The sequence below is a fragment of the Verrucomicrobiaceae bacterium genome (assembly GCA_016713035.1).
Classification (GTDB): Bacteria; Verrucomicrobiota; Verrucomicrobiia; order Verrucomicrobiales; family Verrucomicrobiaceae; genus Prosthecobacter.
The window spans coordinates 73,129-98,149 of the sequence record JADJPW010000007.1 but is presented as its reverse complement, the minus strand read 5'-3'; the positions used below and the strand labels follow the sequence as shown (position 1 = coordinate 98,149).

Genomic DNA, 25,021 nt, shown 5'->3' with positions numbered 1-25,021 from the left:
GGCAAAAAGTGCTGTGGGTCAAGAAATGGTCTGCTAGGGCGAGAGTGGTGGCTGCCGCTGCTGCCCTGTGGTAAGGCGGGCTCCCGGCGCATGGCCGGAGTGACTCATGAACGCTCAATCCCGCCGCATCTCCCTGCTCACTGCCACGGCTGTCGTCGTGGCCAATATGGTCGGCACGGGAGTCTTTGCCTCGCTGGGCTATCAGGTCGGTGGGCTGCCATCGGGCTTCGCGATTCTCGCACTTTGGCTGGTGGGGGGCGTGTGTGCTTTTTGCGGTGCGGTCTGTTATGGTGAGCTGGCGGCTGCCATGCCGCGATCTGGGGGCGAGTATCATTTTCTCGGTCGCATTTTCCATCCGTTCGTCGGCTTCCTCGCGGGCTGGATCTCGGTCACGGTCGGTTTTGCGGCTCCCATCGCGCTGGCGGCGATGGCTTTCGGGAAATACCTCAGCGGGGTGTTTCCGGGCCTGCCGATCACGCTTTGCTCCATCCTGATGGTCACCGCCGTCACGCTGGTGCATCAGTGTGGGGTGGGTGTCGCCGCACGGTTTCAGAACACGGCTACTTGGCTGAAAATCAGCCTCATCATCGTCTTCATCACCGCTGGCTTTCTCTTTGGTGAAGTGCAGCCTGTGAGCTTCCTGCCCGCAGAGGGCGATCTGGGCCTCATTCAGAGCCATTCCTTTGCCGTGAGCCTGGTCTATGTGATGTACAGCTACGCTGGCTGGAATGCGGCCACCTACATCGTCGGCGACATCCGTGATCCGCAGCGGAATGTGCCCCGCGCCATCGCACTGGGCACGCTGCTGGTCACGGCGCTGTATTTATTGCTCAATGCGGTCTTCCTCCGCGTCACGCCGATGGCAGAGCTCAAGGGAACGCTCGATGTCGGTCATGTCGCTGCGGATCACATCTTTGGCCTCACGGGTGGAAAGATCATGTCGGGCCTGATATGCCTGGGGCTGATCTCCTGCGTCAGCGCCATGACATGGCTGGGACCACGCGTGCTGGCCACCATGGGCCAGGATGTGCGCAGCTTGGCCATTTTTGCCAAAACGAGCCCCCAGGGCACTCCTACGGCTGGATTGATCATGCAGCTCCTCATCGTCATCGTGCTGATCGTGACCTCCACCTTTGAAAAAGTGCTCACCAGTGTGCAGTTCGGCCTCCAGCTCGCCTCCTTTGCCACCGTCGTCGGCCTCATCGTCCTACGCGTGCGTGAGCCCGCGCTAGCACGGCCCTATCGCTGCTGGGGCTATCCATTCACGCCGCTCATCTTCCTCATCATCAGTGCCTGGATGATGTTTTACATCATACGGGATAAGCCGCAGGAGACCGCCGCAGGCCTCCTCCTGCTCGCTGTGGGAGCGGTTATTTACCTCCTCGGTGGTAAGAAAGCCGCCGCGCAATGATGCGCGAGTCTGTTGTTTTCCATCTTGACCAAGCGCCTGCGAATCGTCCATCCTGACATTCCCACTGCCTCACGGATGAATTTACGCGAACAGCTCCGCCAACTCCCCCCAGATCTCCTCCCGGATGATCCGGCGGATGCTATCAAAGGCACGGAGCTCATCCGCCTCGTGCGTCTGCGACTCGGAGAGGGATATAGCGACGCCACGCTGCGCTACCACTTCTCCATCCTCAGCTACGATCCATCCTCACCCATCGCGAAAGTCGATCAGGGCCAGGGCTACTACCAGAGGCAGAAAAAAAGCACTGGTGCCTCCGCCTCCACACGCCAGGGCTTCTTTGATGAGGCGAGTGAGGGCGATCAGGTCTGGTCACGCCATCTACGCGTCGTCGCCATCTACGAGCGGCTCTGCCTCCTGCGTGGGCGCTACCCTTTCTTGCTCAATCGCACCACCAGCGGCGCACCCAGCATGGAGGGCGAGTGGGACGTGCCCGACCTCGTCGTCGCCGAGTGGGATCTCGATCCCGCAGCGGAGGAGGGCAGCGTGCGTTTTGATGACAGCATGCTGAATCTCCGTCGTCATCTCGGTGGTCCGGAAGTCGCCCTCAGCGGCGTGCAGCTCAAGCTCAGCCTCTCGCTGGAAAACTTCAGCGCCGAGTTCTTCCAAGCACTCAGCGCCACACGCTGGACACATCAGAGCGAGCTCGTCATCGCCGAGCCACTCGCGGATGAGGCCCTCGTCGATGCCTTGCGCAGCCTCGGGCATCAGTTTGGCGTGGGTATCAGCACTCTCGGCATCCAGCTCGGCCAGCTCGATGCCTTGCCATCCTCCAAAGAAATCCGCGCCATGCCTGCGGATGCCTTTGAGCATGTACACAATCGTCTCCGCATCCAGCGCATCACCATCGCCAATCCGCGTCACGCCATCGACTGGTCAGCCCTCTCTGCCCTGCGCAAAAAGCATGACTCCGCAGCCAATATGGTCCGCTGGCTCTCCGACTGCCTGGCCAAGCGCCAGCCCGAGTGGGCCAATGGTGTGGTGAAGTGAGGTGAATGAACGAAGCACGCTATCCACCTGCGTGCATCTCAGAGCAGCGATACGGGATCGACGTCCCATACCACGATGACTTCCTGCGGTAGATCCGTGCTGCGGATGGTTTTCTGAATGTGGCGGGCGAGGGGGCGGATTTTTTCGCTGCGCAGGAGGAGCTGGAAGCGGAACTGGCCGTGCGACTTCGCGAGCGCTGCGGGGGCGGGCTCTCCCATCACGGAGCCTTCTGGCAGTCCCTCCGCCAGGCGACGATGCAGGGTCTGGAGAGCGAATTCCGCGAGCGTTTGGTTTTTGCTGCGTGCGTGAATCAGCACGACGTGCGTGAACGGTGGGTAGTGAAAGGCCTGGCGGTGCTCGATCTCTTGCTGGGCAAAGCCATCGAAGTCGTTGTGCCGGGCAAACTGCACTGCGGGCGTATGCGGCGCGAAGGTCTGCACCATGACCTCCCCCTTCACCTCGCCGCGACCTGCGCGGCCTGCGACTTGGACGAGGAGCTGGAGTGTGCGCTCGGCGGCGCGGAAGTCGGGCATGTTCAATGCGATGTCGGCATTCAAAACGCCGACGAGGGTGACATTCGGGAAATCCAGGCCCTTGGCGATCATTTGTGTGCCGATGAGGATGTCGAGCTTTTGAGCGCGGAAGTCGCGTAGGAGGTCACGGAGCTGATTTTTGCGCTGGATCGTATCCGTGTCCACGCGGGCGATGCGGGCCTTTGGGAAGACCTCGCGCACGACTTCCTCCACACGCTCCGTGCCGTAGCCGGCGAACTGGATGGAGGGATCACCGCATGCGGGACATTTCTTCGGTTGGAGGCGGCGTGCGCCGCAGACGTGGCAGACGAGGCGCTGGTCTTTTTTGTGCAGCGTCATGGGGATGCTGCATTCCTGGCATTGCACCGTCTCACCGCAGGCGGTGCAGGAGACGGAGGTGTTGAAGCCGCGGCGATTGAGGAAAAGAATGGTCTGCTCGCGCTTTTCGAGCCGTGCATCGATGGCTTTGCGCAGTAGCTCACTGAGGATGCCTGCATTGGCGATGCTCGTCCCCGTGCCTTTGCGCCGCTGGAGCCGCATGTCGATGATGCGGATGTAGGGCATGGTTTTGCCATCCGTGCGGCGGGTGAGGCGCAGCAGCTCGTATTTGCCACGGCGGGCGTTTTCATAGCTCTCGAGGCTGGGTGTGGCGCTGCCGAGCAGGACCAGGCAGTGTTCGATTTTCGCACGCACCACGGCGAGATCGCGGGCGTGGTAGCGCGGTGTCTCATCCTGTTTGTAAGAGGGCTCGTGCTCTTCATCGACGATGATGATGCCCAAGTTCTCCAACGGGGCGAAAATGGCGCTGCGTGCTCCGATGACGATCTCTGCGCGGCCTTCCTGCACCTTGAACCATTCGTCATGGCGCTCGCCCTCGCTCAAATGGCTGTGCAGGACGGCGATGCGGTCTTTTTTAGCGGAGAAGCGTGCCTTGAAGCGCTCGATGGTCTGCGGTGTGAGACTGATCTCTGGAACCAAAACGAGGGCGGTTTTGCCCTGAGCGAGCACTTTGTCGATGATCTGGAGATAGACCTCCGTCTTGCCACTGCCGGTGACGCCGTGGAGGAGGATGGGGCGTGCCTCATCCGCCTTCGGGAGTGATGCGGAGATGGCGTCAAAGGCACTCTGCTGCTCCTCGGTGAGCTGGAGCGGCGCAGAGGGCATGAATTCTTCATTTTGGAAGGGGTCACGCTCCACGCGGACTTCACTGCGGGTGATCCAGCCGTTTTTGAGCAGGGATTTGATCACGGTGGTGGCCTGTGGCAGCTCGCGGCGCAGCTCACTGAGGCGCAGCTCGCCACCAGCGCTGCGTAGCATGTCGAGGATGCGGATTTGCAGGGGAGCGGTCTTTTGCAGCTTCTCCCATTTTTCCGCATCGGGCATCTGGATGAGCTGGAGGCGGCTATCGCTCAAAAAAGTCTCTGGTTTCGCCCGCACGGCCTGGGGGAGCATGGTGCGTAGCACCTGATGATGCGGCACCACATAGTAATCAGCGATCCACCGCGCCAGCTTGAGCAATCCGGGCGTGAACATCGGTCGGGTGCCGATGAGTGAGGCGATCTCCTTTAGCTTCCCGCGATGCGGAGAGTCAGCGAGCACGGCGATGACGACGGCGGCGACTCGCTGGCCCTGGAGTGGCACATTGACCCGGGAGCCGACGATGATCGCTGCATCCAGCCGCTCTGGGACGAGGTAATCGAGCTCGATCGCCGCAGAGCCCTCTAGCTGCACGCGGACGACGCGGCCGTGCTGCTCGCTGGCGGCAGCAGCGGTCTTTTTCTCCACCTTTTCCACAGACACGCCGAACAGATCGACCTGTGCGGTGGTGGTGGTGGATGTGGGCTGGGGCATGGATCGCTTATGGAGCTTTTTTGGCTCTCCGCGATTCTTTCTTCTGACCGGAAAGAGTGAGCTTACTCCGCTCCTTTGCAGGTAAACCCGCCACGACGAGCTGGTAGGAGTGCTCCACCAGCTCACGCACGAGGCGTGGCGGGACGCTGCCGTCGAGCATGATGGTGTTCCAGTGTTTCTTGTTCATGTGCCAGCCGGGGCGGATGCCTTTGTATTCATCACGCAGCTCCACGGCACGCTCGGGGTCGCACTTCAGATTGATGCGGGCGGGAAAGTCCTCTGGGATGGTGATGGCGAACATTTTGCCAGCCACTTTATAAACGAGCGCTTCAGGGCCAAAGGGCGTCGTCTCCTCTGCACTTGGCAGACTGAGGCAGTGAGCGATGACATCGGGCAAGTCCATGATGAAAAAGCAGGCTACCTCCGCGCCAGCATGCCGATGAGCAGCCGCTCGAGTACGAGCTTCGGATCGAGTGATGTGGTGACGAGCTTCACGTTCGCATCGAGACAGGCTTTGAAGGCCGCGTGGAGTTCATCGAGGCTGAAGTTGCCCGTCTCTGGCAGGGCTAAGAACATGGGATAGGCATTGAAGCCGGTGCCATCTTTTTTACGCGGCAGATGCGCCGTGGCGGCCTGTGGCAGGCCCTCCAGTGAGGCGCAGAAGCCCTGGTAGTTGAATTTATTCAGCTTGTAGCGGCTACCCAGATCTTTGATGAGCAGGAGGCTGCGCACACGCGGCACCACGGCTGCGAGCAGCAGACCGATGGCGTTTTGGCCCTGATACATCAGCGTGCCGAGCAGATCGAGCGCACGCTGGAGGTCACGCTTGCCGATGGCGTTGCCCAGATCCCAGAGCACGCCGGCGCGGCTCATGGAGACGAGGCCCTGCACGGTCTTCAGCCCCGCGCGGCGGCGCTCACCGAGGTAGAGGTCTATTTTTTCGAGTTCGTTCTCCATCTGCCGTGTGTCGTCACCTGCCATCTGCACCAGCAACTCCAGCGCCCCAGTTTCAAAGGTGATGCCGAGCTCTTTGGCCTTTTTTCCGGCGATGGCGATGACCGGGCCCTCCCAGCCAGCGCGGGAGGTATCTGGCTTGTCGAAGATTTCGATGTTGGCCAGCTTCGTGACGCGTTTGAAGGCGGTGCGGCGTTTGTCGATGCCATTGGTGCTGATGACGAATTTCACATCTGCGCCTAAACCGGCCTCCACGACGCTGAGAATGCGCTCAAAGCCCTCCACAGCAGCCTGCGCTTTGCCAGTTTGTGAATCATTGAGGAAGTTCGCATTCTTCAGCCACACGACTTTGGCACCGCCAAAGAAGGGCAGCGTCTGCAGCGCCATGCACACGTCTGAGCAGATGCGGCCGGCGTGGTCGGCATTGTCAGCGGTGCCTTCGATGATGTCGTTCGAAAAATCCCCCGCCTCAGGTGGCGTGAGCTGGCGCACCAGCATGAGCGCGGCCTCTTTCACCCGCGCCTCATCACTGCCCATGAAAACATGGACGGGTCCGGCTGGGGTGGTTTTTTGAGGGGCTGGCATGGTGCGGCGGGATGGATGCAGAGAAGGGGGCGCGGGGGCAAATGCTGAATGCCGAAAAGACAGACTCCGAGGCAGCACCAGTTTGAGCCGATATGAAACGAACAGCGGTATTGACTTCCAGGGTGCGATTTGGTGCAATCCGCCGCGACAACCCAAACAAACACTTATGAAAACGACGTTCTTCCGTGTCTGTGCCGTTCCCACGGCAGTCCTCATGATGATGGCTGCCTCTCCTGCTGCTGATGACCTCAATGCGATCTACCAGCAAGGCCGCGCCGCCTTTTACAAAGGTGATTTTGTCACTGCGAAGGAGCACCTATCCAGAGTGGCTGCCGCTGCGCCGAATCACGCCGAAACGCAGAATCTCCTGCGCTACATCCAAGCCAATGCGAAAAATACAGCTCAGTCCCCAGAGCGCAGTTATGCCGCCGTCATCCTCCCAAAGGTCGAAATGACCGATGTGACTCTGCCCGATGCGCTCGATGGTCTGCGCCTGCTCACCCAAAACGCCTCCCAAGGTAAAGTGACGCCGAACATCATCGTCAAAGGCACCCAAGTGAAGGAAAAGAAATTCAGCCTCACTCTAGCGAATGTCCCCCTCACCGAGGCACTGCAATACATCGCTCAACTCAGCGGCGGAAAGCTCACCTACGACAAAAACGCCGCCGTCATCAGCGACCCCGCCCAAGCAGAGGTTCCCAACGCCGCCGCTCCATCGCCAGCCAAGGCGAAGTAGTGAGCCTTTCTGTCATCCGCTGTTTCTATGTCACCATGCTGGACATGCGGTGTGCCAGAGAGCGATCCTGGGCTTCTCCAGTGGCGGACCTTTCATCACGCTCAAGGTTTCAGCGTGATTTCCACCCAGCCTTCTTGGTTGTCAGGTAGCAGCCAGTAGGTGCCAGGAACTCCATCCGTGAGCGTGGAACCGGCATGCTTGGGATTATTCTCCCAAACGGCGCTGGTTTTGACCTCCGCAAGTTTGGCGATGTTTTTGCCGCCTCGGATGAATTCGATCTCACTGAGGCCGCCACGGTCATTGACCGCTTCGGTGATTTCGACGCGGATTGTATCCGCTGTCAGTCTAGGAACAGAAACTTCCACAAAGCCTTCCTTGATTGCATCCCATTCGACTCTGACGGCTTTTCGACTCCAAACCTCACGACCTGCTGCAAGGAGGCTGATGTTCACTTTTTTGGTGCCACGGTCGCCTTTGCCGTTGTTGTTTTGGTTTCTGATCACGATTTTGTCGCTCTCGAAACGCTCGGAAGCTTTTGAAACAGCCGCGATGGCATCCATCTCCTTCTGCACGGCTAGAGCACCTTCTACATCACCTTTGCCCCCAAGCCGTCTTTTGAGATCGTCCAGAAAGCTGAGGTATCGGGCATTGATCGGCTCGGTGGCTGCCTGAATTTGTTTTTGGTAACTGGCCCTGACGGAGACCAGCTCCGCAGGCTCTTCACCAAAAGCGGCAGAAACCAAAGAAGCACACCAGTAGATCAGGAGAAACTTTTTCATATGCACAAGAGTGCTATCAAAACGCACCGTGCGCATCAACCGAGATTTAGAGAGTGGAATATCTCCGGGCTAAACCCGAGTCGGGCTTTCAGAGTTGGCTCTAGATCGCGAGTGCGCCGCCTTCGCAGAATTCGGCTTTACCGAAGGTCTGGATGTCGTGGCCCATGGCGTGGGCGACGCTGAGCCAGAGGCGGTTGTGGGCGGCTTTGTCGAACTGGAGACTGCGGCCCATTTTGAAGCCGAATCCGCCACCGATCATGACGTAGGGGATGTTATCGAGCGTGTGGCTGTTGCCTTTGCCGAGTTCATTCGTCCAGACGAGGAGGGTGTGGTCGAGCATGCTGCCGCCGCCGGGGCCGGGCTCAGGCGTCTCGGAGAGGCGCTTGGCGAGGTGGGCGAATTCGCCAGCGAACCAGGTGTTGATCTTTTTGAGCTTTTCGTAGCTGTCTTTTTTGTCGTCGGGGTCGTGGGAGAGGCTGTGGTGCCCTTCTTCGACTCCGAGCCAGCGCATCTGGGCCATGCCGACGCTGCGCATGTATTGCAGGGTGGCGACGCGGGCCATGTCGTTGGCGAGGGCGTTGACGAGGAGGTCGATCTGGATGCGGCTGATCTGCGGGGTGTTGTCGTTGACCAGCTCGATGCCGGGATCGACCTGCGGGACGGGGTGGCTGAGGGCTCCTTGCTTGTCTGCGGCGGCGAGATCCTGCTCCAGGCCACGCACGAGTGTCATGTGCTGATCGAGGAGGGCGCGGTCGCGTGCGGCGAGCTTTTTGGAGACTCGCTGGAGGTCGGTGCGCACTTCATCGAGGATGCTGACGAGGCTTTCTTTGTCCTTCATGCGCCCATAGAGCTTTTGGAGCATCTGATGCGGATCGTCGATGGGTGCGACGGGCTGATTGGCCCCCATGTAGGACATGCGTGTCCAGGGATCTGCACGGCGTGGCACAGCGACGCCGAATTCGAGTGAGCCAAAGCGGGTGCGTGTCTCTGGGCGTGCTTGGAGGAAGTTTTTCAGCTCTTGGTCGATGGAGATGCTGCTGGCCCAGCCTGCGGGATTGCCACCACCACCGACGATGTTGCCTTTGAGGAGCTCATCGCAGGTGAGGAGGCAGCTCATGCCGCGCATGTGGCTGTCGCCATCGCCGCGCACTTTGTTGGCGATGCCGTGGAGGACGAGCATCTGCTTTTTAAAGGGCTCGAGCGGCTGGAGGATGGATTTGAAGCTGAAATCCGCCCCTTGCTGATCCGGCCAGAATTCGCCGGGCAGTGTGCCATTGGGCGAAAACATGATGACGAGCCGCTGACGCGTGCGTGATGCTGCAGCAGCCGGTGCGGCCCTGAGGGAGGGCAAACCTGCGAGGAAGGGTAGGGCAGCGGCGGAGACGCCGAGATCACGTAGGAAGTCGCGGCGGTGGAGGGGTGTCATCATGTTCTCGGATGCAACGCCGCAACGTGGAGCTTGTTTGCAGCGAGTGATTTGTGTTTTCGTTAGCGTGGTGTTTCCGCCTAGCACGGGCAGAGGCGCAGCCTGCTGTCAAAAACGCAGTTTAAAGCCAGCATACGCTCCGGTGCTCATGGCGGGGAAGCCGGGGATTTCGGCATATTTTTCGCCGAGGAGGTTTTCGATGCGGGCGAAGAGCTCGAAGCGCTTGCTGAGGCGCCAGTTTGCACTCAGGCGGAGGGCGAGGTAGTCCTCCACGTCCTCGGGGGCGAAGCTGGTGGGATAGAAGTCCTCGCGGCCGAGCACCCAGTTCGCTCCGAGGCTGAGGCTGACATCACGATGTGGCTGGAGGGTCATGTTCGCGGCAATGGTGTGCTGCGGACGGCGGACAAGGCGTGCCATGTTCGTGTCATCATAGGCATGCAGCCAGGTGTGGCTGAGATGGAAGGCGAACTCGCGACAAGGTGTCCACGCGAGGCTGGACTCGATGCCGTAGGTGGTCGCTTCGCCGATGGCCTGGGGGATGAAGAAGGGCGGCGGGTATTGATAGGTGTCTCGTAGATCATTGCGGAAGCCGGTGATGGCGAGATGCAGCGTGTTTTTGAGCATGGGTTGCTCGATGCCGATCTCCCAGCCGCGACTGCGCTCTGGCTGGAGGAGGGCGGGATTGCCACCGAAGACGGGTGTGATGTCCTGCGGTGAGGGTGGTGTGAAGGCGGTGCCGTAGTTCACATGCAGCACGGTCTGGGTGATGGGCACGCGGTAGCTGATGCCGCCACGCCAGGTAAGGAGGTCTTCGAAGTCTGAGTAGCTATCGAAGCGTAGCCCGCCCGTGAGGTGGAGGCCGGGGAGCACCTCCGCCTGGCTTTGGAGAAAGAGAGCGAGGTTTGTCTGATTTTCGTCGATGTCGAGCCGGCCTGCGGTGTCATTGTAGCGGCTGATGGTCTGATCCTGGAGCCAGGCTCCGGCGGTGAGGCTCCATTTCTCCGTGAGGCGCAGGGTGCTCTGGTATTCCAGCCAGTCGGTGCGTGCGCTGACGCGATTATTGACCTGCGGTGGCGTGGTAAAGCCGGTAGCGACCTGGCGAAACTGCGTGTGGGAGTACGTGAGTGAGTGCCGCCAGCGATGGCCGTCATCATAGACGAGTCGCGGGCTGATGGACCAGAACTCGGAGAAGACGTGGTCGTTCGGGTCATTGGTGCCGGTGTCTCGCGGGGTGCCGATGCCGGTGGTGAAGTAGCGTGTATCGAGATCGAAGCGCAGCGCTTCACTCAGCGTGATGCCGAAGCGGCCTGCGGCGTTGTTTTGCTGGAGCTGGGTATTTTGGCGCTGGCCCTGCATGTCGGCGCGGCTGCCCTCTAGGCTCCAATCCAGCATGCCCGCGCTACCGAGCGTGCTCAATCCTTCGCGGAAAGTGCCGTAGCTGCCTGTTTCCGCGTACACGGTGCCCTGCGGCGTCTCGACGCCTTTGCCACTGCGGGTGATGATGTTGATGACGCCGCCGAGGCTGCGCCCGCCGTAGAGACTGGCCGCTGGGCCGCGCAGCACCTCGATGCGCTCCACATTGTCGAGAGCCATGCTTTCGAGATTGAAGGAGCCGGCGAGGTTGTTTGGCACGGGACGTCCATCGATGAGCAATGCGGTGTCCTTGGTGGTGGTGCCGCGTGACATCACGGTCGTGACCGTGCCTGGAATGCCTGGCGTGGCGAGGGTGAGGCCGGGGACTTGCCGCAAAGCTTCGGGGAGCAGGCGAAATTGGCCGTCTTCGATCTGCTGCCGCGAAATGACGGTGACACTGCTGGCGGTGTGCCAGCGCTCGGTTTCGGTCTTGGTGGCTGTGACGACGGTTTCGGCCAGTTCGTTGGTGGAGGCCGGTTCAGCGGCCTGGAGGCCGGATAGGGCGAAAAGGAGCACGGAGGCCCTTCCTCGCGATAGGGGGAGGTACATGGTTTTTTACGGGTTCATTGGTTCGATGAAGACTTCGCAGGGAGATGTTCGGACTCCGGGTTTCCCGGCTGCTAGGCAGCCTGCCTCGCCCCCGCCTTCACCGGGCTTTTTGAAGGCCCGATTGGCTTTGTTCCGTGCGAATGAGCACGAATGGAGGTCTGTAACCCGATACCGCAGCGCCACTGTGGCCGGTTCTCACGGCCTTCCCTGCATCTGCGAAGAAAAGAAAACGCGGAGGGTTGATTCTCCGCGCCATGCTCACGCCATAAGCGCGTGCGTGCTCGATAACAAGCAGAGAGATAGCCCCTCTCTGCTAGCGCTGCACCTGGAGTACGCCCGCAGCGCCCTCTGGCCATTTTGCGCCCTCGCTGACCCATTTTTTCAGGATGTCGTATTCATCATCCGTGAGTCGATCACCTACGGCGGGCATGACGCTGACGTTTTGGTGCCCGCTACGCACATGGGAGATGAGCAGGCTCTTTTCCGGGTGCCCTGGGACGATGTAGGCACCCAGGGTGCCGGTGCGCATGGCGGCGCGGCGATTTTCCAGGCTCATGTGGCCGGGTAAAGTAGCGCGGTTGTGGCAGATGGCGCATTTTGACTCCAGGACCGGTCGCACATGGGCGGCGAAGTCCACGGGCCCACTCTTCGCAGCGCGGATCTGATCGCGGGTGAGGGCATTTTCGCCCAGTGGCTTCGTTTCGGGGTCAGAGACTCCTGCGCAGGCAGCGAGCAGCAGGACGGTGGCGGTGCAGGTGAGGAGATGCTTCATGCAGTGCATGGAACGCATACCCGTCGTGGATGCAATGGCGGTGATAACGCCTCTTTTGCGTGTGTGGATCACTTCACCAGCTTGCGCAACTTCTGAGTCACCTCATCGCGGCTCAGGACTCCCGCAGCCACCGCGAGGGTGAGGTTTTCCCATTCATCGACATCAAGCTGCTCGTTTTTCAGGAGGCCGTTCTCGCTGAGAAAAACAAGGCAGGTGGCCAAAGCGGCACGTTTATTGCCATCCACAAAGGCATGGTTGCTGCAAAGGTAGAACAAGTAAGCGGCAGCGATCTCCATAGGATCACTGATCATCGGCACACCCATCATCGTGGCTTGCGGCGCGGCCACCGCTGACTCCAGCAAGTCACGCGAACGCAGTCCTGGGCTCCCTCCATGCGCAGCGAGGACTTCCTGGTGAATGGCGAGGACAGCGTCGATCGTCGGATGCAATAACGACTGGCTCATGACAGGCGGCGAAACAGTTCATCGTTCGTTTTGATCAGTCGTTTAGCCGTTTCAGCGGCCTTGGCGGCTTCAATTTTAAAAGGCTCCATCGGCGTAATGCTGATCGTGCCGCCGCTATGCACCTCCACATTGACCTTGTCGCCGATTTTGAGCCTTGTGAGCTGGAGCAGCACGGAGTCGATAATGATGCCTTGGGAATTGCCGATTTTGGAGATGGTCTTGATCATGGTAAAACTATGTATGACGGACCAAAGCCTGTCAATCACAGCCTCCCCGGATCAGCCCGTCGTGCGTAGGCCAGAGGCGATGGCATTGATGGAGATGAGCAGATCGGGGATCATCGCATCGGCGCTGGCTTGATCGCCTTTTTGCAATAGGCCACGCCAGTCCTTCAGCAGATCGATCTGCTGAAGGTGCAGCACACGCAGCGGCTCCTCGCGGATGTCCAGCGTGTAGGCCAGTCGCGGACGCCGCTCGGCGAAGGTGCCTTTGAAAATGTGCTCCAAAATGACGCGGGTAGTCTCATGCTCACGCAGGATGAGGCTGAGGAAGCGCTCACGCATTTCCACATCTGGCACCAGCGCTGCGTAGGCTCGCATGAGCCCGATATTCGCACTGACGAGCGAGCTTTCGATATTCGTGAGCACATACTGCACGAAGGGAGAGTGCGGCAGCGCGGTGATCAGTGCTTCGAGGTCCGCTGGGCGCTCCGTGCGTAGCTTTGCCAAAGCGGAGCCCGCTCCGAACCAGCCTGGCAGGTAAAAGCGTGCCTGCGTCCACGAAAACACCCACGGGATGGCTCGCAGGTCATCCAGCGTGGCTTGGCCTGTGCGCCGTGCGGGGCGTGAGCCGATGCGGGAGTTCTCCAGCGCATCAATCGGCGTCGCAGAGCGGTAAAACGGCACAAATCCCGGCGCTTGCAGCAGGGCGCGGTAAGCATCGCGACTGTCCGCCGCGATTTGATCGAGGATGGGCTCGATGGAGGGCGTCTCACGCTTCGCGAAGCGATGCCGCGCCGTCGTCGCTGCGGCGGAGGCGATCAGCAGCTCCGCATTATACACTGCGGAGCCCAGGTGAGCGTATTTTTGCGCGATCGTCTCTCCCTGCTCCGTCATGCGCATGCTGCCGCTCAGCGAGCCATGCGGCAGCGCCTCCATGAACCAGTGCGTCGGCCCTGCGCCGCGTCCCACCGTGCCACCGCGTCCGTGGAAGAAGACGGGCCGTGCACCATGCTCGGTGATCGTTTTCGTCAGCGCCGCCTGCGCACGATGCAGCGCCCATTGACTGGCCAAGATGCCGCAGTCTTTGTTCGAGTCCGAGTAGCCCACCATAACCTGAAACACCGCGCCCTCGCCGCGGATGCTGCGCCGTGTCACCGGATGATCGAGGAAATCGTGCACAATGCCTGGACCGGCCACGAGATCATCCATCGTCTCAAACAAGGGCACCACTGGCAGCGGGCAGCGCAGGCCGTCTGTCGTCCATTCGGCCAAGCCAGCCTCACGAGCGAGCAGATAGACGATGAGTAAATCCTCCACGCGTCGTGTCATCGACACCATGAGTGAACCGAGCCCCTCCGTGCCATGGGCGGCGATGTGCGCGGCCAGGACGCGGTGGCTCGCCAGCACGGTGTCTGCCTCTGGCCCAGCAGAGATGCCCGGTGCCAGAAAGGGCCGTGGCGAGCGCAGCTCGCGGTCCAACAGCGTGCGTTTTTCCTCCACACTCCATTCGATAAAGCTGCGTCCATCCAGCAAACCGGCAGCGCGGAGCAGTTGATCGAGTGCTTTCTCATGAAAGGCAGAGTTTTGCCGTACATCGAGCGCTGCACCGTGAAAGCCAAACGCCAGCACCCGCTGCCGGAAGGGCACGATCAGGTCACTCACCAGCGCAGAGGCACCCACCTCATGCAGCGTGGCCGCAAAGGTATCCAGATCAGCCAGGAGCTCCGCAGGCTGCGCATACGCCGCATTCGATTCTGGCTTCTCGATAGCGAGCAGCACCTTGGCACGCATCAGATAGACCACGCAGCGCCAGGGCTCTTCTTTGTTCCGCTCCAGAATGTAAGCCAGGTCCGTGTGCGGCTCTGCATGCAGCGAGGAGGCCAGTTTTTCATGCAGCTCTGTCAAAAGCGGCGGCTTCACCTGGAAAAGCATGCTCAGGGGCAGATTCGTCGCCAGGGACTCCAGTGAGCGGCGATGCACGCGCAGGGCATTCCGACGCATCTGCCGCAGCGCATGTGCGGTGATGTCTGCCGTGACAAAGGGGTGCCCATCGCGGTCCCCGCCGATCCAGGAGCCAAAGCGCAGCAGCGGGCGCAATTCGTCGATTTTCCGTGGATTGAAGCCCGCCGCCTGCCAGCTCTCTCGCAGCGTGATGTGGGCACGGCTGAGTGCCTCTGGGAACACCTCCCGCAGGTAATGCAGCGCATTTTGTAGCTCCGCCTCGATGCTCGGCCGCGTGACATGGATCTCCCCTGTGCGCCACAGGCACTCGAGCTGCGTCTGGAGCTGGCGGTGGATGCGGTCCTGCTCACGCGGCGTGTAGGCGGCATTTTCATGCCGATTCATCAGGCTGTAGATTTCCAGATGCAGATCACGCACCGTCTCCCGCTTCGCCTCCGTCGGATGCGCCGTGAGCACGGGCTCCACGGCGATGCTGCGTAGCACTCCCAGGATGTCATCTTGGGAGAGCCCTAGAGCGATCATCTCCTGCAAATTGTCCGGCCACAGACCTTTCTCCGACTGCGGGCCGAGCTGCTTCTCCCGCAGACGCCGCACCTGAGATGCCGCACGCTCCTCCACGATATTGAGGAGCTGAAAAGCGATCGAATAGGCCTGTCCCAGTGAGCGGCTGGGCTTTTCATCCCCCAGCTCCACCTCATTGACCCACGGCAGCCGCGCTGCCAGTCCAGGCTCCCCCATGCGCCGCAGCACCTCCGCAAAGGCCTGCATGAGATAGCGCAGATCGTCTTCGAGAAGCTGAAAACCGAGAGAGCGGAGCGATGGGGCAGAATGGGCGGCAGGCATGAGAAATGGTCACTTCACCGTTAAGCAGGACTCAGGCCGGGCAAACGATGAATCGTGAATCACTTGCCACGCTGGGTAGGATTTGTGCTATTTTCCCAGCGCTATGATGAAAAACATCCTCACCTACTCCCTTCTGCTCATGCTCGTCGCGGCGGCACGGGCTGAGCTAGCGCTGGAAACGCCCGTCATCGAAGTCAAAGCCAAGCCTGTGGACGAAGAGGTGACCTCCGTCTTCAAATTCCGCAACAAAGGCAGCAAACCCGTCAAAATCCTCAGCCTCCATAGCGGCTGCTCATGCCTGAAAGCTGAGCTGGACAAAACCGTCTATGCACCCGGTGAGGAAGGCAGCGGCACCGCTGTTTTTAGCCTCGGTAGCTTTGTCGGCCGGCACGAAAAAATCCTCCAAGTCATGACGGACGACCCAGAGCAGGCCGAATGGGAAATCACCTTCGTCCTCGACATCCCAGAAGTCGTCAGCATCGAGCCCAAGACGCTGCAATGGTGGATCGGTGAAGAACCCACCGAAAAGACCACCAAGATGCTCATCCTCGGCGATGAGCCGATGAAGCTCCTCAAACTGACCTCCACCCGCGAAAATGTGGACTTCTCCTGGAAGGAAGTGAAGCCCGGACGCGAGTATCTCATCTCCATAAAACCAAAGACGACGAAGGAAGTCACCCTCGGAGCACTCAAAATCGAAACCGAGAGCAAAGTGCCAAAATTCCAGCGCCATCTCGCTTTCTTCAGCATCTACAACAAGCCAGCAGATGCCGCCGCGACACCCTCTGACACGAAATGAAGGCCCTCTGGCAAGCTGCCGTCATTTTGGCTCTCAGCGCCATCGCTGCGCTCGCTGTGCATGCATGGCATCCGCGTGCTCCAGCGCTGCATTTGGTCCAGGAGCCTCTTCGGGACGATGAAGTCTCCATCCCGATGATCCAGGAGCGTTTCGGCGGTGCTGTATTATGGATCGACGCACGGCCCCAGGAGCTCTACGACGCCGGCCACATCCCTGGAGCCCTCCTTTTGAACGAACAGGCCTTCGATGACCAGATCCTCTCCCTCCTGGAGACACTCCAGCGCAATGACAAGCCCGTCGTCATCTACTGCAGCGGCCAAAAATGCGAAGCGAGCCGCAAAATCATGGAAAAACTGCGTGAGCTAAGCCTCGTGCAGCACGCCTTTGTCCTCAAAGGCGGTTGGACTGCCTGGGAAAGCCGCGAGCAGTGAGCCTCTGCATCGCAGAGCGACAAAAACGACAGCCCTCCTTACCATCACCGCATCCACGCGATGGACTCAGTAGGTGAAGAGATCGCTCACACCATATTCACGCTCAATGGTGCGGCCTTGCAGCGAGATCACGCGGTTCAGCGCAGCGGCGACACGCTGCTGCATGTGCGGAGTGAGGCGGCGGCCTTTGCGGGCCCGGGCAATGGCTTTGTGCGTGATGGGCTCTTCACTGGCGGAGACGAGGTCGTGGTTTCCCAGTGCCATTTCGTTGAGAATGGTCTCCAGAGGTTGCACACCCAGGTTGCGCTCGATTTCGTTTTGTCCCATGCTTTTCCTCTAAGTCCGATTTCAGAATTCCCAAATCAAAATCCAGCCCATGCGCATCCTCCTGACCACCACGAGCTACCAAGACACTCCCGGCGACCATCACGCCCTACTGGCGGCACAGGGCTATGACATCCATCGTGAGCGTGGCCCCCTGCCAGAGAAGCGTATGTTGGAGCTCGCGGGTGATTTTGACGGTTTCCTTTGCGGTGATGATGAGATCACCCTCGCCGTGCTGGAGAAGTCCGCCCCGCGTCTGCGGGTGATTTCAAAATACGGGATCGGATTGGATAAGATCGACGTCGCAGCCTGCACCGAGAGGAAAATGCCCGTTTTGTTCACCCCAGGCGTGAATCACACCACGGTCGCAGAGCACACATTTTGCCTGCTGCTGGCTTTGGTGAGGAATTTGGTCGATTCGGCCAATTCTGTCCGCAATGGGCAGTGGAAGCGAGTCACCGGGCATGAGATCTGGAATAAAACCATCGGCATCGTCGGTCTCGGCCGAATCGGCCAAGAAGTGGCGAAGCGGGCGCTGGCTTTTGGCATGAAAGTGCATGCGCTAGATCCCTATTGGCCTGAAAAATTCGCCACCGAGAATGGTGTCAACCGCCATGAGCAGATCGAGACGATGCTGCCCCATCTCGATGTCTTGAGCCTGCATGCGAACCTGAGCGAAAGCACGCGGCATCTCGTCAATGCTGCTCGTCTAGCTCTGTCTAAGCCGGAGCTGCTGGTGGTCAATACTTCCCGTGCAGAGCTGGTCCACATGCCAGACGTGATCGCTGCCCTGGATGGCGGCAAACTGGGCGGTTATGCGACGGACGTGCTCGACGAGGAGCCGCCGCCTGCGGATCACCCTCTCCTGAAGCATCCGAAAGCACTGATCACGCCGCACATCGGCTCACGCACCTATGAAAGCGTGCCTCGTCAGGCGATGCGGGCGACGCTGAATCTGGTGAATTTCCTCTCTGGGCAGCCAGATGTGATCCAGGCGAATAAATTCTGAGTATCGGAGTGCCTTACTTGCCTGTCTGGGCCGCTTTGAGCCGAGGATCGTCGAGATCGAGCCGGTACATGAGCTGATTGTAGTCGTAGCGGGGCGTCGGTGTGGGATTGCCAGAGAATGTCTCCGCGTAAGTGCCTTCAAAGAAAATGAAGCGGCCATCCTTTTGATCGAAGAAGTCGTGATGATCTGGATTGTAAAAAGAGTAGCGCGGGTGGCTGGCTATTTTCACAGCCTTGCGCCACGGGCCTTCGATCTGTGTGGACTCCGCATACCAGACCTCACCGAGATAGGACTCTGCACCTTCCTGTTGGACGGCGATGAGCACCCAGCGCTGGCGGTGTGCATTCCACCGCACACTGCCTGCATGCAGGTGCAGGAGTTTGCCCGTCGCGGCGTCGGTGACTTGGAGCAGGGCTTTGTCTAAGGGCATTTTTTTGCTGCGCACGAGTGCCGCTTCCTGCTCTTGGGTGAGCGGTGGCTGCGCAGATTGCCACACATGCCGCTCTGCTTCCTGGGACCAAATCAGTGCTTCATAAGAGGAGGGATTCATCACTTGATCGTAGATGGCTGGGACTCGCGTGAGGCAAAAGGGGCCAGCGAAGTAAAAGTACTCCCTCTGGGTGCCGTCCTGCGCAGTGCCGCTGGCACGGACAGCCTGGTGCTGGGGATACTGCCACTGGAACTCCTCCCCGAGCTGGGTGCTGCGGATGAAGATCCGCTTCGACTCATCATACTCCGCGAGTCCATGCTCCACGCGTGTGCCGAGATCTTTTTGCCGCGAGTAGTGGGCGACGAGATGCTCCGCCCCATCACTGTCCTGCACGGTGAGCATGCCAAAGAGCCACACGGGGCCGGGCTCCTTCACCGGGATCATTTTCGCCACACGTCCATCCTCACCTGTGATGTGCTCAAAGTGGATACCCAGGGCAGGATCGACGCCGCCCTGATCCGCCAGATCGCTCCATGCGGCGGTGCTGTGGAAGTTCCCCAATGGATACTCCGGGCGGTTCGTATCTCCCCAGATCCAGAAGAGGCGGCCACGCCATTTCGCCACCTGGACGGAGTCCTGGCCCATCACATCCGCAAAGAGATTCGGACGTGGCAGCGGGGACTCCAGGCCCAGTAGAGTGCTGTCGCGGTAGATGCCCTGTCCCGTGATGCGGTAGAGCCGCTCGGCGATGTTCACCCGCGTCACTTTCACCACGCTTTGCTCGCCGTGACGCGGCGTGAGCCGCACCCCAGCAATCCCAAAGCCATCCTTCGCCGCAGCGTAGCCGGGGCCGCTGACTTTGAAGAAAACCTCTCGCTCCATCAGTCCTGGCTCGTCAAAGGCGATCCATCCGGCGCTATCGCTCGTGTGAGTGATGTGGTTGGTCGTCGTCAGGGTGATCAGCGGCACTCCGCGCCCAGTTTGCTCATCCACCACCTGGATGCCGAAGGGCGTCTGTGCCACCAGACCGGATCGGAGCAGTAAAAAAGCGGCACAGAGGAGGCGGGTAGGGAGCGACATGATCCCATGCTTTAACATGGAGAGTGCGGCGCTGTGAAGCCTCGACTTTGACGAAAAATATCCGCTTTTCCGAAGCAAAGTGCCGCACCTCTGCCATCCATCTGCACGTCTGCAAATGCCCACACCGCACCCCAGCACCACCTGCCCCGTCCTGCATGAGGACCGGCACCTCCTCATCGTGGACAAGCCGCATGGCGTGCTCTCGCACCCGAACCCGAAAAGCGCCAAACCACAGCGCAGCGCCTTCGAGGGCCGCTACGATGCCGAAAAGCGTGTTTTTCACTCTCCGGGTGGCCCCGTGCATCTCATCCACCGGCTCGATCAAGACACCTCCGGCGTGCTTTTGGCCGCAAAAGACGAAAAAACGGCCGACAGCCTCCGCGCGGCCTTCGAGGCCGAGCAGGTGCGCAAAACCTACCTCGCCCTCTGCGGCGGCGGTGGGCTGAAAAACGACGGCGTCTGGCTCGATCACCTCGCCACCGAGCACGAGCGCCACCAAGTCCGCACCGCCGTGAAGCGCGGCCTGCGACCGAACGCCGAAGCGCACTATCGCCTCCTTCATTACAGCACCGCGCATCGCCTCGCCCTACTGGAAATCGACCTCATCACCGGAAAAACGCATCAAATCCGCGTCCAGGCCGCCTCGCGAAACCTGCACCTCATCGGCGATGACGTGTACGGCCACTTCGAGCGCAATAAGGCCATGCGGAAGACCCTCGGAGCACGACGCTTGTTTCTTCATGCGCAGATTTTGCGGCTGAAACACCCTGCCAGTGGGCAAAACCTCGCCATCACCGCCCCGCTGCCGCCGGACCTCATCGCCGTGCTTGCCGCCGCACAGATTCCATATCAGACTCCGTCACCATGAAACACCTCGCCCTCCTCCTCGCCGCTGTTCTTGCCTTCGCCGTCCAATCCTTCGCCGTTGATCCAGCGACGACTTATCAAGGCGACATCACCGGCGTCGTCTGCGCCGCATGCAGCGCCCACGTCACCGAGGCCCTCACCGCCAAGCTCCCCGGCGTCGAATCCATCAAGATCACCAAAGGCGAAAAAGAAGGCGTGAACAAAATCACCATCGTCGCCAAAAACGCTGCCGTCACCAAAGACACCGCCATGGCCGCCCTCGGCGACCTCGCGAAGGAATACCAGATCACCTCGCTGGAGAAGAAAAACTGAATCCCAAGACCGAGCGGCCATGAAAAGCGACCTCGGTCCTTTGTTCTACCGTGCGGGCATCATCGGTATGATCGTGCTGATCCCTGTTTCGGCCTTTTTATTGTTTATAGGGCCGTCGTTCGGCAACGACGCCGTAAAGTGGGTCGTTTTTTCGCCATTCGCAGCCTTCTGGCTATTCATGAAGGGCCGCGAATGGCGTGATGAGGGCTACTGGTCCTAGCAGGAGGCCTATTTTTGGCCCTGCGCCCCATGCTCACAAGATCGGTAGCTAAATCGACAGAGATGCGCGTTTGATTTGGCACCAAAGCTGCGCACTCAGGAGGTTCCCATGGAATCCCCCGCTAATTGCCCGCCCTCCGACTCGACTGAAGCCCTCAAACTCTCCATCACCAATCACCTGCGTTTCACGCTGGGTGCTTATGTGAAGTCTGCTTCGGAGAATGACTGGTTCGTCGCCACCTCGCTCGCGGTGCGTGACCGCGTGATGGACATGGCCACGAAGTCCCGCACGCTGCACCGCCAGGAGGGGGTGCGCCGGGTGCATTACCTCTCGCTGGAGTACCTCATGGGCCGCTTGCTGGAGAATAATCTGCGCAACTCCGGCCTCTATGATCACACCAAGCAGGCCCTGGCGGCTTGTGGCAAGGATTTGGACACGCTGCTCGCACGGGAGCCGGATATGGGCCTCGGAAACGGCGGCCTCGGGCGTCTCGCTGCGTGCTTCCTCGACTCTCTCAGCACGCTGAACCTGCCCGCCATCGGCTACGGCATCCATTATGAGTTCGGCCTCTTCCGGCAGGAGTTCGTGAATGGCAAACAGGTCGAGCATCCAGACGCCTGGATGCGTGACGGCTCCCCCTGGAAGATCGCACGGCCATCGTATCGCCAAAACATCCGCCTCTATGGCCATGTGGTGCAAAAATTCGACGATGTCGGGCATCCACACTTTGAATGGATCGAGGGCAAGCGCCTGCTCGGCCTGCCGTGGGACATCCCCATCGTCGGCTATGACTCGCACACCGTGAATGTGCTGCGCCTGTGGGAAGCACAGGCGGATGAGGACTTTAATTTCCAAGTCTTCAACGAAGGCAGCTACACCGATGCCGTGCGTGAAAAAGCCATCGCCGAGACCGTGTCCAAAGTGCTCTACCCGAACGACAGCACCGAGTCCGGCAAGGAACTGCGCCTCGTGCAGCAGTACTTCTTTGTCGCCTGCTCGCTCGCCGACATCATCCGCCGCTTCAAAGGCGGCTACAACCTGCCCTGGAGCGAATTCCCCACCACGGCCGCCATCCAGCTCAACGACACGCATCCTGCCGTCGCCATCCCCGAGCTCATGCGCATCCTCGTCGATGAAGAAAACCTCGATTGGGCACAGGCCTGGGATATTTGCCAAAAAACCTTCGGCTACACGAACCACACCCTCCTCCCCGAGGCATTGGAGACCTGGAGCGTCAGCCTCTTTGAGCGAGTCCTGCCACGGCATCTCCAGATCATTTACCAGATCAATCAAGCCTTCCTCAGCGGCGACGTGGAGGCCAAGTGGCCCGGCGATAACGAAAAGAAGCGTGCGCTCTCCCTCATCGAAGAAGGCAGTGGTGGCCACAAAGCCGTGCGCATGGCCCACCTCAGCGTGCTGGGCTCCCACGCCACGAATGGTGTCGCTGCACTGCACACACGCCTGCTCTGCGAGCGGCTCTTCCCAGAATTCCACGCTCTCTACCCCGAGCGCTTCCTCAATCTCACCAACGGCGTCACCTTCCGCCGTTGGCTCGATGTGTGTAACCCTGAGCTCTCCACGCTCATCACCGAGAGCATCGGCCTCGGCTGGCGCAAAGACGCGGACAAGCTGCGTGAGCTGGAGCGCTTCGCCACCGATGCTGCCTTCCAGAAACGCTTCCACGACATCAAGCGCGGTCACAAAGTCCGCCTCGCCAAAATCATCCAGGACACCTGTGGCGTCTGCGTCAGCCCGGATGCGCTCTTTGATGTGCAAATCAAGCGCCTGCATGAGTACAAGCGTCAGCACCTCAACCTCCTCCACATCGTCAGCCTCTACCGCCGACTGCTGCTCGATCCGCAGCTCGACACAGCACCCCGCGTCTTCATTTTCGGCGCCAAGGCCGCCCCCGGCTACTACCTGGCCAAAAACATCATCCACGCCATCAATGCTCTCGCCGCAAAGGTGAACAATGACCCCCGCATCGGTGGCAAATTGAAAGTCGTCTTCCTCCCGAACTACGGCGTCACTCTCGCCGAGCGCATCATTCCCGCTGCGGATCTCAGCGAGCAAATCTCCACCGCTGGCAAGGAGGCCAGCGGCACTGGCAACATGAAGCTCGCCCTCAACGGAGCCCTCACCATCGGCACGCTCGACGGTGCCAATGTCGAAATCCTCGAAGAAGTCGGCGACGACAACATCTTCATCTTTGGCCTCACCGTCGAAGAAGTCACCGAGCTCCGCGCCAAAGGCTACAACCCCATGGACTACTACTGGGCCAGCGAAGACCTGCGCCTCAGCCTGGACTGGCTCACCAGCGACGCCTTCACCGGCAACGCAGATGACTTCAAGCCCCTCCGCGACAGCCTCCTCCACCACGGCGATCCTTTCCTCGTCCTGGCTGACTACGACGCCTACGTCGCCGCGCAGGAAAAAGTCAGCGTCGCTTACCAAAACACCTCCGAGTGGACACGGAAAGCCATCCTCAACACCGCCCGCGTCGGCAAATTCAGCAGCGACCGCACCATTCTGCAATACGCCGAGAAAGTGTGGAACCTGCCGCAAGTGGCCGTGCCATAACCGCCGTAGGCGAATCCTACTCGTCCTCGATCAAACTGCCCCGCTAGGCCAATCCGCGGCCTAAGCGGTCACACCCTGCGAAAAACGCGACAGCGTCCTGGAGTGCTCCACCCCTGTGGAGCTTTTCGAGCGTCCACAGGCCTGCGCAAAGCTCCAGAGGACTGGAGCACTCCAGAACGCTACCGCGCTCTCGAAAACCCGGAAAGTAGCCAGACTTAATTGAATGAGCGTTGCTGAGGCTGCCTGAGTAGGAGCGTGGAGCTGTTTTATCCACTATTTCGGCATTGCTAGCGCACAGGCCCGCTCTACCCGGACAGGCATGACTCTCACTCTTCCGCGATGGTTTGACCTTCACACGCACTTCCGCCAAGGCCCAGCGATGGCCGCTTATATCCAGGCCCATCACGACATGGGCTGCGCGGGGGCTCTGGCGATGCCCAATACGCAGCCTCCGGTGGCTCGCGTGTCTGGCGCAGCGGAGGCAGATGCCTGGTCCATCGAGAGCTACTCGGCCGAGCTGCGGGCTGCGGGTGCGGGTGGTTTTGAGCAACTGATCGTGCCGCTCTACCTCACCCGACAGACGACTGCGGCGATGATCCGTGAAGGAGCTGCCGCAGGCATCCTGCGGGCCTGCAAATACTACCCTCCGCATGGCACCACGAATGCGGAACACGGCTTGCCGATGGATGATCTCATCGGCGGTGAGGTGCTGAAGGCGATGGAGGACGCGGGCGTCATCCTCTGCATCCACGGGGAGCAGCATGCACTGAGTGGGCCGGATTACCTCGATGCACAGCAGAATGCAGAGACGCAGTTTTACCGTGAGCGCATGCCACGGCTGCTCGCAGCGCATCCGAGGCTGCGCATCGTCTGTGAGCATATCACCACGCGTGTGGCGGCAGAGTTCGTCGCTGCTGCACCGAGTCATGTCGGCGCCACGATCACGCCACAGCACCTGCTCTACACGTTGGGGCATCTGATTCAGGGGCTGAAATACCACCTCTACTGCCTGCCGATCGTGAAGTTTCAGCAAGATCGCGCGGCTCTGCGTGCGGCGGTCACCACGGCTGGCCAAAGCAAGTTTTTCGCCGGCACGGATAGCGCTCCTCATGCGACGAAGGCCACGGCCTGCGGCTGCGCAGCGGGTTGCTTCACCGGTGGATGTGCGCCGCAGCTCTATGCGATGGCTTTTGAGCAAGCAGGAGTCGATCTGGGCACGCAGGATGGGCAGACACTCTTCGAGTGCTTCCTGTGTCTGAACGGTCCGGCCTTTTATGGCTTCCCGGCCTCGGAGCAGTGCTTTCAGATGGAGAAAGCCCCTTCGCAGATGTCGCTGCTCGATTCACCGGCTGGCCCCATCACGCCACTACCGCTGGGCATGGGCCTGGAGCTGACCTGGCGGCTCTTGGGGCCAAAGGCGTGA

The 25,021-nt window shown here is 60.3% G+C and carries 23 protein-coding genes and 1 riboswitch; of the genes, 11 read left to right on the top strand and 12 right to left on the bottom strand.

Annotated features, from left to right (window positions below):
* Positions 1–106 precede the first annotated feature (106 nt).
* Together IPK32_19800 and IPK32_19795 are read left to right on the top strand one after the other, a co-directional pair.
* Positions 107–1,411 (top strand): amino acid permease, encoded by a 1,305-nt coding sequence (locus IPK32_19800; protein ID MBK8094141.1) that lies wholly within the window; start codon positions 107–109, stop codon positions 1,409–1,411.
* A 24-nt stretch (positions 1,412–1,435) separates the two neighbouring features.
* Positions 1,436–2,458, top strand: a complete 1,023-nt coding sequence (locus IPK32_19795) for a hypothetical protein (GenBank protein MBK8094140.1) — start codon at positions 1,436–1,438, stop codon at positions 2,456–2,458.
* 38 nt (positions 2,459–2,496) lie between these two features.
* Here IPK32_19795 and priA read toward each other — a convergent pair whose 3' ends face one another.
* The 3 genes from priA to holA are packed head-to-tail and all read right to left on the bottom strand — an operon-like array spanning position 2,497 to position 6,381.
* Positions 2,497–4,842 carry a primosomal protein N' gene (gene priA / locus IPK32_19790; GenBank protein ID MBK8094139.1) on the bottom strand — a complete coding sequence of 782 codons (2,346 nt, stop codon included), beginning with the start codon at positions 4,840–4,842 and terminating at the stop codon, positions 2,497–2,499.
* Positions 4,843–4,849: 7 nt separating this feature from the next.
* Positions 4,850–5,245 carry an MmcQ/YjbR family DNA-binding protein gene (locus IPK32_19785; GenBank protein MBK8094138.1) on the bottom strand — a complete coding sequence of 132 codons (396 nt, stop codon included), beginning with the start codon at positions 5,243–5,245 and terminating at the stop codon, positions 4,850–4,852.
* Between the two features lie 14 nt (positions 5,246–5,259).
* Entirely contained in the window at positions 5,260–6,381 is a 1,122-nt protein-coding gene (gene holA / locus IPK32_19780) for a DNA polymerase III subunit delta (protein ID MBK8094137.1), read from the bottom strand.
* Positions 6,382–6,547: 166 nt separating this feature from the next.
* On the opposite strand from holA, the gene IPK32_19775 reads away from it, so the two are divergent.
* Complete coding sequence (locus IPK32_19775; GenBank protein ID MBK8094136.1) at positions 6,548–7,117, top strand: hypothetical protein; 570 nt, start codon at positions 6,548–6,550, stop codon at positions 7,115–7,117.
* A gap of 101 nt (positions 7,118–7,218) precedes the next feature.
* On the opposite strand, the gene IPK32_19770 is transcribed toward IPK32_19775, so the two are convergent.
* The 7 genes from IPK32_19770 to IPK32_19740 form a co-directional block, all read right to left on the bottom strand.
* Entirely contained in the window at positions 7,219–7,896 is a 678-nt protein-coding gene (locus IPK32_19770) for a hypothetical protein (GenBank protein MBK8094135.1), read from the bottom strand.
* Between the two features lie 100 nt (positions 7,897–7,996).
* Positions 7,997–9,322 (bottom strand): DUF1552 domain-containing protein, encoded by a 1,326-nt coding sequence (locus tag IPK32_19765; GenBank protein MBK8094134.1) that lies wholly within the window; start codon positions 9,320–9,322, stop codon positions 7,997–7,999.
* Positions 9,323–9,430: 108 nt separating this feature from the next.
* Positions 9,431–11,284: a TonB-dependent receptor gene (locus IPK32_19760; GenBank protein MBK8094133.1), complete on the bottom strand. Its 1,854-nt coding sequence runs from the start codon at positions 11,282–11,284 to the stop codon at positions 9,431–9,433.
* Between the two features lie 42 nt (positions 11,285–11,326).
* A riboswitch (cobalamin riboswitch) is annotated at positions 11,327–11,493 on the bottom strand.
* A gap of 104 nt (positions 11,494–11,597) precedes the next feature.
* The gene (locus tag IPK32_19755; protein MBK8094132.1) at positions 11,598–12,056 is read right to left on the bottom strand and encodes a hypothetical protein; all 459 of its coding nucleotides are present in this window, start codon (positions 12,054–12,056) and stop codon (positions 11,598–11,600) included.
* Between the two features lie 68 nt (positions 12,057–12,124).
* Complete coding sequence (locus IPK32_19750; GenBank protein MBK8094131.1) at positions 12,125–12,520, bottom strand: type II toxin-antitoxin system death-on-curing family toxin; 396 nt, start codon at positions 12,518–12,520, stop codon at positions 12,125–12,127.
* Positions 12,517–12,747 carry an AbrB family transcriptional regulator gene (locus IPK32_19745; GenBank protein MBK8094130.1) on the bottom strand — a complete coding sequence of 77 codons (231 nt, stop codon included), beginning with the start codon at positions 12,745–12,747 and terminating at the stop codon, positions 12,517–12,519. The genes IPK32_19750 and IPK32_19745 overlap by 4 nt, the downstream gene beginning before the upstream one ends.
* Before the next feature lie 51 nt (positions 12,748–12,798).
* Positions 12,799–15,546, bottom strand: coding sequence for a phosphoenolpyruvate carboxylase (locus IPK32_19740; protein MBK8094129.1), 2,748 nt, complete (start codon positions 15,544–15,546; stop codon positions 12,799–12,801).
* Positions 15,547–15,649: 103 nt separating this feature from the next.
* On the opposite strand from IPK32_19740, the gene IPK32_19735 reads away from it, so the two are divergent.
* A complete protein-coding gene (locus IPK32_19735; GenBank protein MBK8094128.1) occupies positions 15,650–16,345 on the top strand; it encodes a DUF1573 domain-containing protein in 696 nt (231 codons plus the stop codon).
* Entirely contained in the window at positions 16,342–16,776 is a 435-nt protein-coding gene (locus IPK32_19730) for a rhodanese-like domain-containing protein (protein MBK8094127.1), read from the top strand. Before IPK32_19735 ends, IPK32_19730 begins: the two co-directional genes overlap by 4 nt.
* Positions 16,777–16,842: 66 nt before the next feature.
* Here the strand turns inward: IPK32_19730 and IPK32_19725 are convergent, their stop codons facing one another.
* Positions 16,843–17,103, bottom strand: coding sequence for a hypothetical protein (locus IPK32_19725; GenBank protein MBK8094126.1), 261 nt, complete (start codon positions 17,101–17,103; stop codon positions 16,843–16,845).
* Between the two features lie 49 nt (positions 17,104–17,152).
* On the opposite strand from IPK32_19725, the gene IPK32_19720 reads away from it, so the two are divergent.
* Positions 17,153–18,109 carry a phosphoglycerate dehydrogenase gene (locus IPK32_19720; protein ID MBK8094125.1) on the top strand — a complete coding sequence of 319 codons (957 nt, stop codon included), beginning with the start codon at positions 17,153–17,155 and terminating at the stop codon, positions 18,107–18,109.
* A 13-nt stretch (positions 18,110–18,122) separates the two neighbouring features.
* On the opposite strand, the gene IPK32_19715 is transcribed toward IPK32_19720, so the two are convergent.
* Positions 18,123–19,619 carry a hypothetical protein gene (locus IPK32_19715; protein ID MBK8094124.1) on the bottom strand — a complete coding sequence of 499 codons (1,497 nt, stop codon included), beginning with the start codon at positions 19,617–19,619 and terminating at the stop codon, positions 18,123–18,125.
* A gap of 79 nt (positions 19,620–19,698) precedes the next feature.
* Here IPK32_19715 and IPK32_19710 point away from each other — a divergent pair, with 79 nt between their 5' ends.
* The 5 genes from IPK32_19710 (at position 19,699) to pyrC (ending at position 25,021) form a co-directional block, all read left to right on the top strand.
* Positions 19,699–20,487, top strand: a complete 789-nt coding sequence (locus IPK32_19710) for an RluA family pseudouridine synthase (protein ID MBK8094123.1) — start codon at positions 19,699–19,701, stop codon at positions 20,485–20,487.
* Positions 20,484–20,798 (top strand): hypothetical protein, encoded by a 315-nt coding sequence (locus IPK32_19705; protein ID MBK8094122.1) that lies wholly within the window; start codon positions 20,484–20,486, stop codon positions 20,796–20,798. Before IPK32_19710 ends, IPK32_19705 begins: the two co-directional genes overlap by 4 nt.
* Positions 20,799–20,817: 19 nt before the next feature.
* Entirely contained in the window at positions 20,818–21,018 is a 201-nt protein-coding gene (locus IPK32_19700) for a hypothetical protein (GenBank protein ID MBK8094121.1), read from the top strand.
* Between the two features lie 108 nt (positions 21,019–21,126).
* The gene (locus IPK32_19695) at positions 21,127–23,598 is read left to right on the top strand and encodes a glycogen/starch/alpha-glucan phosphorylase (GenBank protein MBK8094120.1); all 2,472 of its coding nucleotides are present in this window, start codon (positions 21,127–21,129) and stop codon (positions 23,596–23,598) included.
* 319 nt (positions 23,599–23,917) lie between these two features.
* Positions 23,918–25,021, top strand: a complete 1,104-nt coding sequence (pyrC, locus tag IPK32_19690) for a dihydroorotase (GenBank protein MBK8094119.1) — start codon at positions 23,918–23,920, stop codon at positions 25,019–25,021.

What these genes read in the sequence shown, in the direction of transcription:
- IPK32_19800 (MBK8094141.1), top strand. Translation starts at nt 107, where the DNA reads ATGAACGCTCAATCCCGCCGCATCTCCCTGCTCACTGCCACGGCTGTC.
- priA (MBK8094139.1), bottom strand. Translation starts at nt 4,842, where the DNA reads ATGCCCCAGCCCACATCCACCACCACCACCGCACAGGTCGATCTGTTC.
- IPK32_19785 (MBK8094138.1), bottom strand. Translation starts at nt 5,245, where the DNA reads ATGGACTTGCCCGATGTCATCGCTCACTGCCTCAGTCTGCCAAGTGCA.
- holA (MBK8094137.1), bottom strand. Translation starts at nt 6,381, where the DNA reads ATGCCAGCCCCTCAAAAAACCACCCCAGCCGGACCCGTCCATGTTTTC.
- IPK32_19775 (MBK8094136.1), top strand. Translation starts at nt 6,548, where the DNA reads ATGAAAACGACGTTCTTCCGTGTCTGTGCCGTTCCCACGGCAGTCCTC.
- IPK32_19770 (MBK8094135.1), bottom strand. Translation starts at nt 7,896, where the DNA reads ATGAAAAAGTTTCTCCTGATCTACTGGTGTGCTTCTTTGGTTTCTGCC.
- IPK32_19765 (MBK8094134.1), bottom strand. Translation starts at nt 9,322, where the DNA reads ATGACACCCCTCCACCGCCGCGACTTCCTACGTGATCTCGGCGTCTCC.
- IPK32_19760 (MBK8094133.1), bottom strand. Translation starts at nt 11,284, where the DNA reads ATGTACCTCCCCCTATCGCGAGGAAGGGCCTCCGTGCTCCTTTTCGCC.
- IPK32_19755 (MBK8094132.1), bottom strand. Translation starts at nt 12,056, where the DNA reads ATGAAGCATCTCCTCACCTGCACCGCCACCGTCCTGCTGCTCGCTGCC.
- IPK32_19750 (MBK8094131.1), bottom strand. Translation starts at nt 12,520, where the DNA reads ATGAGCCAGTCGTTATTGCATCCGACGATCGACGCTGTCCTCGCCATT.
- IPK32_19745 (MBK8094130.1), bottom strand. Translation starts at nt 12,747, where the DNA reads ATGATCAAGACCATCTCCAAAATCGGCAATTCCCAAGGCATCATTATC.
- IPK32_19740 (MBK8094129.1), bottom strand. Translation starts at nt 15,546, where the DNA reads ATGCCTGCCGCCCATTCTGCCCCATCGCTCCGCTCTCTCGGTTTTCAG.
- IPK32_19735 (MBK8094128.1), top strand. Translation starts at nt 15,650, where the DNA reads ATGATGAAAAACATCCTCACCTACTCCCTTCTGCTCATGCTCGTCGCG.
- IPK32_19730 (MBK8094127.1), top strand. Translation starts at nt 16,342, where the DNA reads ATGAAGGCCCTCTGGCAAGCTGCCGTCATTTTGGCTCTCAGCGCCATC.
- IPK32_19725 (MBK8094126.1), bottom strand. Translation starts at nt 17,103, where the DNA reads ATGGGACAAAACGAAATCGAGCGCAACCTGGGTGTGCAACCTCTGGAG.
- IPK32_19720 (MBK8094125.1), top strand. Translation starts at nt 17,153, where the DNA reads ATGCGCATCCTCCTGACCACCACGAGCTACCAAGACACTCCCGGCGAC.
- IPK32_19715 (MBK8094124.1), bottom strand. Translation starts at nt 19,619, where the DNA reads ATGTCGCTCCCTACCCGCCTCCTCTGTGCCGCTTTTTTACTGCTCCGA.
- IPK32_19705 (MBK8094122.1), top strand. Translation starts at nt 20,484, where the DNA reads ATGAAACACCTCGCCCTCCTCCTCGCCGCTGTTCTTGCCTTCGCCGTC.
- IPK32_19700 (MBK8094121.1), top strand. Translation starts at nt 20,818, where the DNA reads ATGAAAAGCGACCTCGGTCCTTTGTTCTACCGTGCGGGCATCATCGGT.
- IPK32_19695 (MBK8094120.1), top strand. Translation starts at nt 21,127, where the DNA reads ATGGAATCCCCCGCTAATTGCCCGCCCTCCGACTCGACTGAAGCCCTC.
- pyrC (MBK8094119.1), top strand. Translation starts at nt 23,918, where the DNA reads ATGACTCTCACTCTTCCGCGATGGTTTGACCTTCACACGCACTTCCGC.